Origin of the sequence: Paractinoplanes tereljensis, from assembly GCF_016862435.1 — a bacterium.
In the GTDB taxonomy this organism is placed as follows: Bacteria; Actinomycetota; Actinomycetes; order Mycobacteriales; family Micromonosporaceae; genus Actinoplanes; species Actinoplanes tereljensis.
Genome location: NZ_BOMY01000002.1, coordinates 324978 through 339207 on the forward strand (window position 1 = coordinate 324978; position 14230 = coordinate 339207).

8 protein-coding genes are annotated in these 14230 nt (G+C 70.0%); all 8 read left to right on the forward strand.

Features of this window, described 5'->3' with window-relative positions; translation table 11 throughout:
• Positions 1-95: 95 nt before the first annotated feature.
• Genes Ate02nite_RS02765 through Ate02nite_RS02800 form a run of 8 tightly spaced genes read left to right on the forward strand, consistent with a single transcriptional unit; the run spans position 96 to position 14170 of the window.
• Positions 96-1526: an APC family permease gene (locus Ate02nite_RS02765; RefSeq protein ID WP_203798299.1), complete on the forward strand. Its 1431-nt coding sequence runs from the start codon at positions 96-98 to the stop codon at positions 1524-1526.
• On the forward strand, positions 1523-2335 hold the full coding sequence (locus Ate02nite_RS02770; protein WP_203798300.1) for a polysaccharide deacetylase family protein: 813 nt from the start codon (positions 1523-1525) through the stop codon (positions 2333-2335). Before Ate02nite_RS02765 ends, Ate02nite_RS02770 begins: the two co-directional genes overlap by 4 nt.
• Positions 2332-3798, forward strand: a complete 1467-nt coding sequence (locus tag Ate02nite_RS02775; RefSeq protein WP_203798302.1) for a C45 family autoproteolytic acyltransferase/hydrolase — start codon at positions 2332-2334, stop codon at positions 3796-3798. The genes Ate02nite_RS02770 and Ate02nite_RS02775 overlap by 4 nt, the downstream gene beginning before the upstream one ends.
• Positions 3795-4529 carry an SDR family NAD(P)-dependent oxidoreductase gene (locus Ate02nite_RS02780; protein ID WP_203798304.1) on the forward strand — a complete coding sequence of 245 codons (735 nt, stop codon included), beginning with the start codon at positions 3795-3797 and terminating at the stop codon, positions 4527-4529. Before Ate02nite_RS02775 ends, Ate02nite_RS02780 begins: the two co-directional genes overlap by 4 nt.
• An 11-nt stretch (positions 4530-4540) precedes the next feature.
• Entirely contained in the window at positions 4541-5527 is a 987-nt protein-coding gene (locus Ate02nite_RS02785; protein ID WP_203798313.1) for a Rieske 2Fe-2S domain-containing protein, read from the forward strand.
• A gap of 1 nt (position 5528) precedes the next feature.
• Entirely contained in the window at positions 5529-6389 is an 861-nt protein-coding gene (locus Ate02nite_RS02790) for a PDR/VanB family oxidoreductase (RefSeq protein WP_239147070.1), read from the forward strand.
• Between the two features lie 23 nt (positions 6390-6412).
• Positions 6413-10276: a DUF4062 domain-containing protein gene (locus Ate02nite_RS02795; RefSeq protein ID WP_203798318.1), complete on the forward strand. Its 3864-nt coding sequence runs from the start codon at positions 6413-6415 to the stop codon at positions 10274-10276.
• A 3-nt stretch (positions 10277-10279) separates the two neighbouring features.
• Positions 10280-14170, forward strand: coding sequence for a DUF4062 domain-containing protein (locus tag Ate02nite_RS02800; protein WP_203798319.1), 3891 nt, complete (start codon positions 10280-10282; stop codon positions 14168-14170).
• Positions 14171-14230 lie beyond the last annotated feature (60 nt).

Genomic DNA, 14230 nt, shown 5'->3' on the forward strand with positions numbered 1-14230 from the left:
GATCCAACGAAAAGCGCGGACCCGAACGTCAAAAACTGCGCAATGCGTGTCTGCAACCTAAGTGATCTAGCGTGCAGCGACCTGGAGGTCCCGCCATGCCTGAGATACCCACTGACCACGCCTACGAGAAGACCCTGCGCTGGTGGGACGGCTTCACCATCAGCCTGTCCATCCCGGCCGCGCTGTTCGTCGGCATGGGCTACGCGATCGGTTACATCGGCGCGTGGACCGCCCTGTTCCTGCTCGGCATCGTCGCCGTCGTCGCCTGCCTCCAGAACTTCATCTACTCCGAGCTCGCCGGCATGTTCAAGGACAAGGTCGGCGGCATCTCGATGTACGCCAACCAGGGCTGGCGCACCCGCTCCACGCTGGTCGGGCCGATCGCCACCTACGGTTACTGGTTCGCCTGGTCCAGCTCGCTGGCCATCTACGGCCTGCAGATCGGCACCCTGGTGCAGGCCGAGTGGTTCCCCGGGCAGACCTGGACGTTCTCCACCGGGCTGGCCACGGTCGGCTTCCCGCACATGGTCGCGCTCGGCGTTCTGGTGCTGGGCTGGCTGCTCAACGTGCTCGGCATGCGGCCGGCCATGTGGATCATGTACGCCACCGGCGTACTCGTCCTGATCCCGATTTTGGTCTTCGCCTTTGCTCCGCTCTTCGCCGACAGCTGGTCGCTGAGCAACCTGCACTGGGACATCGCCGCCTCCGGCTTCCCCGGCTGGCGCACCGCCATCGCCTGGATGTTCGTACTGGCCTGGAGCGTCTACGGGATCGAGGCGGTGGCCAGCTTCGTGCCGGAGTTCCGGGACACCGTGCGCGACTCGCGGATCGCGCTGCGGCTGGCCGGCGTCTTCGTGATCGCCGTCTACCTGCTCGTCCCGTTCGGCGTCGGCGGCATGGTCGACCAGGCCAAGGTGGCCGAGGAGCCGGTCTCGTTCTACCTCGGCGCGTTCCAGAGCCTGTTCCCCGGCGGCGACGTGATCATGACGATCTGCCTGATCGCCGGCCTGATGCTGCTGATGGTGATGACCACCGCCGACGGCGGCCGGGTGCTGCACGGCAGCGCCCTGGAGGGCCTCACCGTCAAGCAGCTGGGCGAGCTCAACCGGTTCAAGGTGCCGGGCCGGGCGATGTCGCTCGACCTGGTGGTCAACGTGATCCTGATCCTGTTCGTCGGCGAGGCGCTGGCGGTGATCGTGGCCGGCATCCTCGGTTACATCCTCTGCCACATCCTGTCGCTGACCGGCTTCCTCAACCTGCGCCGCGACCAGCCGGACGCCGAGCGTCCGATCAAGCTCGGCAAGCAGTGGGTCGCGGTGGCCGCGGTGCTCGCGCTCTTCGACACGGTCCTGCTGGTCGTCGGGGCACTCTCCGCGCAGATCACCGGGTACGGCGGGACCAAGGAACTGATCATCGGGGTCCTGGTGCTGTCGGTGTCGGTGCTGCTCTACCTGTACCGCCGGATCGTCCAGGACGGCGAGCGCTTCGTCTGGCGCGAGAAGGTTCTGGCCGAGGTCGCGGAATGAGCTGGGACTGGCCGGACGGTAAGAAGGTCGCCGTCTCGTTCACCTTCGATGTCGACGCCGAGGCAGGGTGGCTCGGCGAGGGGGATTCCTACGCCCGGCGGCTCACCATCCTCTCCGAGGGACGGTACGGGGTGGTCCGCGGGACGCCGCGCATCCTCGCCCTGTTCGAGCGGTACGGCATCCCCTGCACGTTCTTCGTCCCCGGTTACACCGCCGAGCAGCACCCCGGGCTGGTGCCGGCGCTGCTCGAGCACGGGCACGAGGTGGCCCACCACGGCTACCTGCACCTGCGCAGCGACAAGGCGACGCCGTCCGATCAGGAAGCGGAGATCGACCGCGGGCTCGACGCTCTCGCGAAGGCCGGCGCCACCGACGTCACCGGCTACCGGTCGACCTCGTGGGAACTGACGCCGGAGACGTTCGACCTGCTGCTCGACCGGGGCTTCGGCTACGACTCGAGCTGCATGGGCGACGACCGGCCGTACCTGGAGGAATGGGGCGGGCGCCGCATCCTCGAACTGCCGGTGCACTGGTCGCTTGACGACTGGCCGCGGTTCGGCTGGAACATCGACGGGGGCGGCAACGTGGCCGACCCCGCCGAGCTGCGAAAATGCTGGTCGGCCGAGTTCACGTCGGCGCTGGCCGAGCAGCGGCACACCACCTACACCATGCACCCCGAGGTGATCGGCCGGCCGTACCGGCTGGCCGAGGTGGAGGCGCTGCTGGCGGAGATGACCGCCCGCGACGACGTCTGGTTCGCCCGCCTCGACCAGGTGGCCGCGCACGTCCGGCCCAAGCTGATCCCATGACTGTCACCTTCAGATCCAGCGTCCTTCCGCCGCATGAACGGGGCGAGGAACTCGGCCGTACCTTCGCGTCGGAGATCGGCCGGTGCGTCGACGCGTACCGGCAGCTCTTCGGTTTGGAAGATCTGGAACCGCTCGGCGGGCTCGCTCTCGCGGCGATAGCCGCGGTCTCGCCGGCGCTCGCCGACGAGGTCGCCGGCATCGCCGCCGGCTCCGGCCGGTCCGCCGGGGAGATCGCGGCGATCAACGCACGCACCGAGATCCTGGCACATCAACAGCGGCGGGTACGCGGTGAGTGCTCCACAGTGGTGCACCTGGGCGACGGGCGGCCGGTGGCCGTGCAGGCCTGGGACTGGTACGAGGCGCTCGCCGACTCGTGGTTCGTCTGGGAGATCCCGCACCCGGACGGCTCGCTGACCACGACGCTGACCGAGTTCGGCATCGTCGGCAAGATCGGCGTGAACTCGTCCGGCCTCGGCGTGCTGTTCAACATCCTGCACCACATCGACGACGGCGATTCGATCGGCGCGCCCGTACACGTGCTGTCCCGAGCCGTGCTGGACGGCTGCACCGACCTCAACCAGGCCCTCGTCCTGCTGGCCGGCGCCCCGGTCTCGGCCTCGTCGTCGCTGACGCTGGTCGCGGCGCGGGACGGCGAATCGGCGGCGGTCAGCGTCGAACTCAATCCAGCGAAGATCGGCTACGCCCTGCCCGATGCCGGTGGGCTGCTCACCCACACCAATCACTTTCTGTCGTCGCCCGCCTCGGCCGGCGACACCGAGCTGATCACCGGGCCGGACACCGTCGTCCGGCTCGACCTGCTGCGCCGGCGCCTGGCCGGCACATCCGATCCATCCGTCGGCGCGGTTCGGTCGGCCATGGACAGTCACCTGCTCGGCGGGGGTGGGCTCTGCTGCCACCCGGACGAGACCCTGCCGCCCTCGGCCCGTTTCCGCACGCTCGCCACCGTCGTCCTCGACGTGGCCGGCGGAACGCTCACCGCCTTTCCCGGTGGACCCTGCTCTGTCACCAAGGAGATCGACATGCCGCTCGTGCTCAAGCGGATCGACAACATGGACATCCTCACCAAGGACGTCGGGCGGCTCGTGGACTTCTACCACGGGCTGCTCGGGCTGCCGTTCCACCTGCCGTACGCGGCCGAGGAGGAGTGGGCGGCGATCGACCTCGGGAACCTGACGCTGTACATCTTCAAGTCCGAGGTGGGTGAGCACGCGCCGCGCCGGACCGCGGTCAACCCGGACAACGCGCCCGGCTACGACTCGATGGCGTTCGAGGTGGACGACCTGGACGAGGCCGAGGCCGCGCTGGACGGCCGGGTCGAGTGGGTCGACCAGCGGATCGAGTGGAAGCACCCGAACGGGACCTGGTACCGCTACCGGCCGTTCTTCGACCCGGACGGCAACATGCTCTACATCACCGAGCCGCACCCGGCCCCGACCGCATGAGCGTCCCCGATCTGACCGGGCGGGTCGCGCTGATCACCGGTGCGGGCCGCGGGATGGGCGCCGCGCACGCGGCCGCGCTGTCCGCGCTGGGCTGCCGAACCATCCTGGTCGACCTGGACTCGTCGGTCGCCGATGTCGCCGCGTCGCTGTCCGGCGCCGTGCACGTGATCGCCGACATCACCGCACCGACGGCCGCCGACGACCTGGTGGCGTTCGCCTCGGCCCTCGGCGGGCTGGACATCCTGGTGCACAACGCCGGCCTCATGCACGACTGGCGGACCCTGGCCGAAACCCCGCCGGAGTCGCTCGACCGCTACCTCGCGGTCAACGTCACCGCGCCGTTCGCGCTCACCCGCGCCGCCGCTCCCCTGCTTCGGCAGAGCAAAGCGGGCCGGGTCATCTTCATCTCCTCGCAGTGGGGGCAGGTGCCGGACGGCCACTCGTACGGCTACATGGTTTCCAAGGCCGGGCAGCTCGGCCTGATGAAAGCGCTGGCCAAGGAGTTCGTCGCGGACGGCGTGCTGGTCAACGCGGTCGCGCCCGGTGCGGTCGCCACCCGGATGGTCCCGGACGACCGGTACGAGGAAGAGGTCGCGGCCGTGCCGCTCGGGCGGCTCGGCCGGCCCGAGGAGATCGCCGACGTGGTGGCCTTCCTCGCCTCGGACGCCGCGTCCTTCGTCACCGGGCAGACCATCGCCGCCAACGGCGGCGCCCTCATCGTCGGAATCTGAGAGGTACTGCCATGACTTCCAAGCGCGCACAGGCCGAAGAGGCCATGCGGCACTCCTGGTTCCCGGTCGCCCGCTCGGTCGACCTGGGCAAGCCCGTCCCGGCGACGCTGCTCGGGGTCAAGCTCGTGGTCTACCGGGACGCGGCCGGGCGGGTGGTCGTGCAGTCGCGGCGCTGCCCGCACCGCGGCGGTGACCTGTCGATCGGCGAGGTGCGGGAGGCGTCGATCGCCTGCCCGTACCACGGCTGGGAGTTCGGCAGTGCCGACGGCGCGTGCGTGCGGGTGCCATCGCTGCCGGACCAGTCGAAGATCCCGCCGAAAGCGCGGATCGCCACCTATCCCGCCGTCGAGCGGTTCGGTCACGTGTGGACCGTTTTAAAGGACCCGATCACCGAGATGTACGACCCGGAAGAGTGGCAGGACGCCGACCTGGAGTGGCTCGCGGCCGATCCGATCGACTCGCCGGTGGGGGTCGGGGTGACCATCGAGAACTTCCGCGATGTGGCGCACTTCCCGTTCGTACACAAGGTTTCGATGGGGCCGACGCCTGAGGTTGTGGAGGCTCTCGACGTACGCCGGGATGGTCTTGATGTTTGGATGTTCCGGCCGTTGGACGCGGGCAGCGGCGAGTGGGCCAACGACGGCGACTGCATGATGCGCTACCACTGCGTCGCGCCCGGGCTGGCATCGATCACCTACGACTACGAGAAGCTCGGGGTGCGGGTGGTGGCCGGCTTCCCGTCGCCGATCTCCTACGAACACGTGAAGATCTTCTGGGGGGTGGCGAATTCGTCGTCGTATTCCGGGCTCTCGCTGGCGGAGAACCTGCGGATCGAGGAGATGGTCTACCTCGAGGACGTGCCGATCGTCGAGAACCTCGACCCCCGCGAGATCCCATGGGACAACGAGGTCGAGGAGTTCTCAGTGCCGGCCGACATGTTCACGCTGAACTACCGGCGGTGTTTCCTGGACCTGATGCGGCGGACCCAGGTTGCTTAGCGTGCGGGTCGTCGCGGCGCGGTGGGAGGCGCCGGACATCGTTTCCTACACGCTGTCCGGTCCGTCGTTGCCGGCCTGGGAGCCGGGCGCCCACATCGACCTGCACCTTCCCTCGGGCCTGGTTCGGCAGTACTCGCTCTGCTCCGATTTTTCTGATTTATCGGCTTATCGGATCGCAGTGCTGGCGCAGCCGTCCGGGCGCGGCGGATCGATGGAGGCACATCGGGCCCTGCACGTCGGGGCGACGGTCTCGATCAGCCCGCCCCGGCAGACGTTTCCGCTGGTGCCGGCGTCCCGCTACGTGTTCGTGGCGGGCGGCATCGGGATCACCCCGCTGCTCCCGATGATCCGGCAGGCCTCGGCCCTGGGCATCCCCTGGTCGTTGTTCTACGGCGCCCGGCACACCGCCTTCGCCGCGGAGTTGTCCGGCCCGGTGACGTTTGTCGACGGCCTGCTCGATCTCCCGGCCATCGTCGCGTCCTCTTCGGACGCCGAGATCTACGCGTGCGGTCCGGCGCCGATGCTGGACGCGCTCTCCGCAATGCGGGCCGACCTGCACATGGAACGTTTTGCGCCTTTTGTGGCCGGCGGCGACGGCTCCTTCGAGGTCGAGCTGGCCCGCACCGGCGTCATCGTGCCGGTCGGCGCCGACGAGACGATCCTGTCGGCGGTGCGGGCGGCCGGGGCCGACGTGCCGTCGTCGTGCGAGATGGGCTTCTGCGGAACGTGCGAGACCAAGGTGCTGTCCGGCACCGTCGACCACCGAGACGACCTGCTCACCCCGGCCGAACGAGCCACCGGCAACACGATGATGGTCTGCGTCTCCCGGGCCTCCTGCGCGCGGCTGATCCTCGACCTGTGACCGGCGCTGGCATGCTGTAGCGCATGCCCAGCCCGCCCTGGCGAGTCTTCCTGTCACACACCTCGGATCTGGCCTCCTATGTGGAGGCCGCCGAGGCGGCCGTGCTGCGCGCCGGCCACGCGGTGACCGACATGAAGTACTTCACGGCCCGCGATTCCCTTCCAGCCGAAGTCTGCCGCGACGCCGTGCTCAAAGCCGACGTGTACGTCCTACTGGCCGGCTCCCGCTACGGCTCCTCGGTTCGCGACAACCCGTCCGAGTCCTACACCGAGCTGGAGTTCCGGGTCGCCGGGGAGAAGGGGATGCCCCGGTTGGCGTTCCGGGTCACCGACGCCGGCGAGCTCGAACCCCGCCAGCGCGAGTTCCACACCCGGGCGGCCGACAGCGGGCTGACCCTCGGGATGGCCGGCTCCCCCGCCCGGCTGGAAACGATGCTGTTCCAGGCCCTGATCGAACTGGCCGCCGCCCCACCGGTCTGGTCGGTGCCGCCGCTGCGCGGCACCGAGGTGGCCCGGCCGGCGCTGACCGCGGCGCTGATCGAGGCGGTGCTGGCGCCCGACGCCGCCCTGGTCGGCGTGACCACCGGCCTGGTCGGCGCGGGCGGTTTCGGCAAGACCACGCTGGCCCGGATGGTGGCGCACGACCCGGCGGTGCGGGCTGCCTTCCCGGACGGCACCGCGTGGGTGACAGTGGGCGAGGACGCGCACGGTCCGGAGCTGGCCGCGTCGATCACGTCGGCGGCCCGGCTGTTCGACCCGTCCGCCCCCGAGGTCACCGATCCCCTGGCGGCCGGGGCGATCCTCGACCGCGCGCTGGCCGGCCGGCGCGCGCTGCTGATCGTCGACGACGTCTGGACCACCGAACAGGTCGAGCCGTTCCGCCTCGGCGGCGACGGGGTGCGGCTGTTCACCACCCGCCAGCGCGACATCCTGCCGTCGTCGACCGCCGCCGTCCCGGTCGACCAGATGACCCCCGCCGAAGCCCGGCTCATGATCGGTGCGGGGGTACCGGCCGGGCTGGTCGAGGAGGCCCTCGACGCCACCGGGCGCTGGCCGGTGCTGCTCGCCCTGGTCGACGGTGCTGTTCGCGACGGGATCACGCACGGCGGCGACCCGGTCTCCGAGATGCGCGAGGTGCTGGACGCGCTGCGCGCGGACGGCATCACGGTCCTCGACGTCGGGGACGCCGGGTCGCGGACCACGGCGGTAGCCCGAACCATCGACGCGAGCCTGCGCCGTCTTGCCGCGGACGAGCGCGACCGCTATCTCGAACTGGCCGTGTTCGGCGAGGACGTGACGATTCCGGGTTCGGTGGTGAGCCGATTGTGGGCGCACACCGGTGGGTGGTCGGCGTTCCGAAGCCGGCGGTTCTGCGCGCGGCTGTATGGGCAGGGGTTGCTGGCCGGCTATCGGCGAGACCCGGACGAGGCCCAACTGCACGACGTGGTGCGCGCCTACCTACGACACCGAACCGCCGACCGGCGCGCGGACCTCGACCGGGCGATCGTCGACGCGCATCGGGAGCTGGCCCCGGACGGTTGGTCCTCGCTCCCGGCCGACCAGAGCTACCTGTGGACGTGGCTACCGGCCCACCTGTGGGGCGCCGACCTGGAAGACGAGCTCGACGATCTGCTCAACGACCCATATTGGCTGGTCGGCAAGCTGGAGCGGCTCGGGCCGGCCGCGCTGGAGGCCGACCTGCTGCTCGGCGAACGCGACCAACTGGCGGCCGTCGTGCGGCAGAACGCCCACCTGCTCGGGCCGCTCGACCCGCCCGGGTCGCTCGCTGCCGTCCTGGCCTCGCGAATCCCGCCGAACCTCGGGTTCTCCGCCGAGTGCGACGACCTGCTCAGCACGGTCGACGGGCCCTACCTGCGGCCGGTAATCCCGCTGTCCGACCTGGCTGATCCCGCCCTGATCCGTGTCATCGCGACCGACGAGTACCTGCTCACGATGTGCGTCGCTCCGAACGGCAGTTGGCTGGCCGCCCTCGGATCAGATATCAACATCGTCGACCCACGGAGTGGAGCGTTGCGGTACACGCTGCAAAACTCCAGCCACCCCACCGGCGAACTGGTGGTCGCGCCCGACGGATCATGGCTGGCCGCGAGCGTCGGATACGGCACCATCCGGCTCTGGGATCCACTTACCGGTGTTCCGCTGCGGGTGCTCGACGCTGGATCAGCCACCGTCCGCAGACTCGTGGTAGCACCGGACGGCAGCTGGCTGGCGGCGGCGTCAGAAGACGCGACCGTCCGGCTCTGGGATCCCCGAAGCGGTGAATACCTGCGCACCCTGGCCACCGACGTCAGGTCGAGGAACCTGACGGTGGCTCCGGACGGACGATGGCTGGCGACCTCGACGGTCACCGGCGGCATATACGTCTGGGATCCGGTGACAGGCCGCCAGCTGAGTCGGATGCCGGGCGAGTTCCGGGCGATCGCCGCCGACCCCGGAGGCCGGTGGCTCGCCACCGAAGGTGCGATTGATGGAATGCGCGTGTGGGATACCACCACCTGGACCGAAACCGCCGAGCTGAACTTCAAGATTCACAAGGCCGCGGCCGTGGCTCCGGACGGCGGCTGGCTCGCCGTCGCGGGTCGGGATGGCATGGTCGCCGTCTGGAACACCGTCACCTGGGCAGACCCCCTTCTCCTCAACCGCGGCGAACACGATGTGCACCTTCTGCTCGCCGCACCCGACGGCACCTGGCTAGCCGCCGTCGCCCAGCAGGGCGAGGTAGTGGTTCTCTGGGCGACCGACCGATGGGATCGACGCGCCCACCTCGTCGGCCACACCGAGAAGGTGCACACCCTCCACACCGATCCAGGCGGCACGTGGCTGGCAACGGCCGCGGACGACGGAACCATCCGGTTGTGGAACCCGGACCTTGTCGACTACCAACACCGCGATCCGGAATTCTCCACGTCGTTTTCGCCTCTGGCGGTGGCACCGACCGGCTGGGTCGCGGCCGCCACGGATGCCGGTGACGTGCTTTTCTGGAATCTCGCAGACCGCACCCACGGCCGGCTGAGCAGCGACGAGAACCTTCTTGGCATTGGCGCGAAGGTTGTCATCGCCCCGGACGGTTCCTGGATCGCGGCCGCCGACTTCGGCACGCTGCTGGTCTGGGATCGGACGAGCGGAGAGGTTCTCCACCAGCTCACCACCTGGGGTGAGGCGGAATTCCTGATGGCCGGTCCGGACAGCACCTGGCTTGCCGTGGGCGGCTCTGGCATCGAATTCTGGGACCCGCGGAGCGGGCGGCTATTAAAACCTCGCCTCGGCGAAAGCCCGACGACGGGGTTCGCGGGCGCATCGAACGGGCGAATTTTCGCCGTTGCCGAACGGTCCGGTGCGATAAACCTCTGGTCCGGTCCCACGGCGGACCCGGTCCTCCTGCACGACTTCGGTCCGGCGGCCTCCGCACCGATCATGACGATGGCTCCGGACGGCTCCTGGCTCGTGACCTCCGAGCTGAACGGCGGGACCCGGATCTGGGACACCGCCGACGGCACCGCCCGGACCATCGTCGACTCCACCACGCCCTCGTTACTCCTGGCCGCCGCGCCGGACAGCAGTTGGCTGGCCCTGCTCGGTGCTGACTCGTTACTGGTGTGGGACTGCCGCAAGGGGACTCACGAGCGCACTATCGACCTCGGCCCGACGCCTCCGAACTCGATGACGATCACGGCGGACGGACTGATCTGCGGCGTCGGATTTGGTAATTTGGTTCGGGTGTGGGACCCGGCGACCGGACGGCTTCTCGCCGCGCTGCGGGTCGAGGACGAGTTGGATGCCGGCGCTACCAGCCAGGACTGGATCATCGCCTCCGGCCAGCGCCACGCCTACTTCCTGGAGCTCGTGCGGCCCGCTGGCATGCTGTAGGTCATGTCGAGCCGGCCGTGGCGGGTCTTTCTGTCGCACACCTCGGAGCTGCGGTCCTATGTGATCGCGGCCGAGGTGGCCGTCGCTCGCGCCGGCCACGCGGTGGCCGACATGAAGTACTTCACGGCCCGCGATTCGCTGCCCTCCGAGGTCTGCCGCGAGGCCGTTCGCAAGGCCGACGTGTACGTGCTGATCGCCGGCTCGCGCTACGGGTCGCCGGTGCGGGACAACCCGGTCGAGTCCTACACCGAGCTGGAGTTCCGGGTCGCGGGCGAGAAAGGTCTTCCCCGTCTCGTCTTCCTGGTCGACGACTCCGCCGCGGTCGAGCCGCGGCAGCAGGAGTTCCACGACCGGCTGGGCGACAGCGGCCTCACCCTCGCGGCGGCCGGCAACCCGGCCAGGCTGGAGACTCTGCTGTTCCAGGCGTTGACCGAGTTGGCCGCCAGCCCGCCGGTCTGGTCGGTGCCGGCCCTGCACGGCAACGAGGTGGCCCGCCCGGCGCTGGCCGCGGCGGTCACCGAGGCCGTGCTGGCCGCCGACGCCGGGCTGGTCGGGGTCACCACCGGGCTGGTCGGGGCCGGCGGTTTCGGTAAGACCACGCTGGCCCGGATGGTGGCGCACGACCCGGCGGTGCGGGCCGCCTTCCCGGACGGCGTGGCCTGGTTGACCGTCGGCGAGGACGCGGCCGGACCGGCGCTGGCCGCGGCGATCACCTCGGTGGCCAAGCTGTTCGACCCGGCCGCGCCGGAGGTGACCGATCCGCTGACCGCCGGGACGATCCTCGACCGGGCGCTGGCCGGGCGGCGGGCGCTGCTGATCGTCGACGACGTCTGGGCGGCCGAGCAGGTCGAGCCGTTCCGGCTCGGCGGCGACGGGGTGCGGCTGTTCACCACCCGCCAGCGAGACGTCCTACCGGCGGGCACCGCCTCGATCAGGGTCGATCAGATGACCGCTGCGGAAGCCCGCCTGATGATCGATGTCGCGGGTGTCCCGGCCGGGCTGATCGAGGAGGCGCTCACCGCCACCGGGCGCTGGCCGGTCCTGCTGGCCCTGGTCGACGGCGCACTGCGGGACGGGGTCGAGCACGGCGGCGACCCGGCCGCCGAGATGCGCGAGGTGCTGGGCGCGCTGCACGCCGACGGCATCACCGTGCTGGACGTCGGCGATGCCGGATCCCGGGCCACGGCGGTCGCCCGGACCATCGGGGCGAGCCTGCGCCGGCTGACCGACGACGAGTGTTCGCGCTATCTCGAGCTGGCCGTGTTCGGCGAGGACGTGACCATTCCCGGCGAAGTGGTGGCCCGGCTGTGGGCGTACACCGGCGGTTGGTCGTTGTTTCGAAGCCGGCGCTTCTGCGCCCGGCTGTATGGGCAGGGGTTGCTGGCCGACTATCGGCGCGACCCGGACGAGGCGCAGTTGCACGACGTGGTGCGGGCCTACCTGCGGCATCGCACGTCGGAGCGGCGCGCCGAGTTGGACCGCGCGATGGTCGAGGCACATCGGACGCTGGCCGTGGAGGGCTGGTCGTCGCTGGCGGCCGAGCACGCCTATCTGTGGTCGTGGCTGCCCGCCCATCTTCGGGGCGCCGGCCTGGACGGGGAGTTGAGCGACCTGCTCGACGATCCGCAGTGGCAGGTCGGCAAGCTGGAACGGGTCGGACCGGCCGCCCTGGAGGCCGACCTGCTCCTCGGCGATCGCCAGGGGTTGGCGGCGATCGTCGGCCGGAACGCCCATCTGCTCGGCCCGCTCGATTCGCCCGGGGCGCGAGCCGCGACCCTCGCGTCACGGATGCCCCCGGGTTCGGAGTTCAATCGCGTGCGGGACGGACTCCGAAGCACCATCCCTGGTCCCTATCTGCGGCCGGTGCTGCCGCTGGCCGACGTCGCCGATGCCACGCTGATCCGGGTCGTCCCGCAGCACGACGACGTGACATCGATGCTGATCGGCCCGGACGGGAGCTGGCTCGCCATCGCCGGAACGGATCCGGCGATCCGGCTCCTGCACACGGAGAACGGTGCGCTCCAGCATGTGCTGACCGGCGGCGAAGGCCCGCCGAATGCGCTCGCGGCCGCGGCCAACGGGGCCTGGCTGGCGGCCGGTGACCAGGCCGGAGTCATCCGGCTCTGGGATCCGCGAACCGGCGCGCTGTCGCGCTCGCTCCACTGCGGTCCCGACCGGGTAGCCGCGCTCGCGGCCGCGCCCGACGGCACCTGGCTGGCCGCCGCGTGGCCGGACGGCATCGTCCAGCTGTGGGATTCGCACGACGGCCGGCTCCGGCACAAACTCCACCGGCCGGACCGGCATCCCAGGACCGAGGTCACCGGCCTGTTCGCGGGCCCGGACGGCCGATGGCTCGCGCTCACGACGACGCACGGAATGCACGTTTGGGATCCGGGGACCGGCCAGCTTCGGCACGCGCCGCCGTCGAGCAGATCAGCCGTCGTGATACTCGCGATCGATCCGGTCGGGGCCTGGGTCGCCACCGCCGATCGGGACGGCCGAACCCGCGTCTGGAACACCGCCAACTGGACCGTTGCCGCCAACCTGGAGGGACGGGCTACCAGTGCGGCGGTACCGGCGGACGGCGGCTGGCTCGCCGTCGCCTGCCGTGGTGGCGTCCTGGCGATCTGGGACCCGGCGACGTGGGTCGACCCGATCCGGGTTCCCGACAGCCGACGGATCGGTGCTCTCGCCGCTGCACCGGACGGCACCTGGCTCGCCGGGACCGGGGACGGCGACGACGCGCTGTGCCTCTGGCCGGCCGATCGATGGGATGAGCCCGCCCTCCTCACCGGCCACACCGGCGAGGTACATGCTCTGGTCGCCGCGCCGGACAGCGGTTGGTTGGCCACCGCCGCCGAGGATGGGACCGTCCGGTTCTGGGACCCGACCCCCGCTCTGGACCGCCGAAACGACATGAGCTACAAAACCGAATGGTTGACGGCATCGTCGGTGTCCCCGGCCGGCCGGGTCGCCGTCGGCCTGGAAAGTGGCGAGGTGCGGCTCTGGAATCTCCAGAGCGGAATCCGCGAACACCTGCACACCGGCCAGGATGGCTATCGGCTCAAGGTCGATGCCGTCGCCCTGGACCCAAATGGAACCTGGGTTGCATCAACCCATTCCAACACGGTGCGGATCGCCTATCGCTTGACCAACCGCTCGCACCAGGTGATTCCGACGCAGGGGTGGGTGCGGTTTCTGGTAGCTGGGCCCGACGGGAGCTGGCTCGCCACGGCTGGCAACGGAGTAGAAATCTGGGACTCTCAGCAGGGACAGCGGCTGGCCATCCATCTCCGCCGCGCGAGCTGGATAACGGCCTGCGCGGTCGCTCGGGACGGAGGCGCCTTCGCCGTCGCATACGGCCAAGGCAGGATCTGTGTTTGGCAGAACCCGCTCGCCTCGCCAGTTCAGCTGAATCGCGACCTGCGGACCGACCCACCAATCATGGCGATTGCCCCGGACGGCTCCTGGCTCGCGACGGTCGAGGACGCCGGCCGGATCCAGCTCTGGAACACCACCGATGGCAGCCCTCGCTTGGCTATTACCGACCCCTTCGCATGGCCGTCCGTTCCGGCCATCGCGACCGACGGCAACTGGCTTGCCATCATCAGCGACTGCCGTCTACTTGTCTGGGACACCATCAGCGGCAGACTCCTGCAGACCCTGGATCTCGGCGCGACCGACCCGACCGTGCTCTCAGCCACCTCGACCGGACTGCTCTGCGCGGCCGGTTCCGACCAGATCATCCAGGTGTGGGATCTGCGGGCGGGGCGGCTTCTGACCCAACTGCGGGTCGAGGAGGAGCTCGAGCGCATCCACACCAGCCAGAACTGGATCGTCGCCGCCGGGGACCGGCACATCTACTTTCTGGAGCTGGCCGAGCTGGTTCGGTGAGAAGACGGTTGCAAGTTGGGTGCGGAAAGCTCGGCAAGGTCATTTAAGACCGGTTGCGGC

Excerpts from the sequence above, each read along its gene's own strand:
- Ate02nite_RS02770 (WP_203798300.1), top strand. The coding sequence starts at position 1,523 with ATGAGCTGGGACTGGCCGGACGGTAAGAAGGTCGCCGTCTCGTTCACC.
- Ate02nite_RS02785 (WP_203798313.1), top strand. The coding sequence starts at position 4,541 with ATGACTTCCAAGCGCGCACAGGCCGAAGAGGCCATGCGGCACTCCTGG.
- Ate02nite_RS02765 (WP_203798299.1), top strand. The coding sequence starts at position 96 with ATGCCTGAGATACCCACTGACCACGCCTACGAGAAGACCCTGCGCTGG.
- Ate02nite_RS02800 (WP_203798319.1), top strand. The coding sequence starts at position 10,280 with ATGTCGAGCCGGCCGTGGCGGGTCTTTCTGTCGCACACCTCGGAGCTG.
- Ate02nite_RS02780 (WP_203798304.1), top strand. The coding sequence starts at position 3,795 with ATGAGCGTCCCCGATCTGACCGGGCGGGTCGCGCTGATCACCGGTGCG.
- Ate02nite_RS02775 (WP_203798302.1), top strand. The coding sequence starts at position 2,332 with ATGACTGTCACCTTCAGATCCAGCGTCCTTCCGCCGCATGAACGGGGC.
- Ate02nite_RS02795 (WP_203798318.1), top strand. The coding sequence starts at position 6,413 with ATGCCCAGCCCGCCCTGGCGAGTCTTCCTGTCACACACCTCGGATCTG.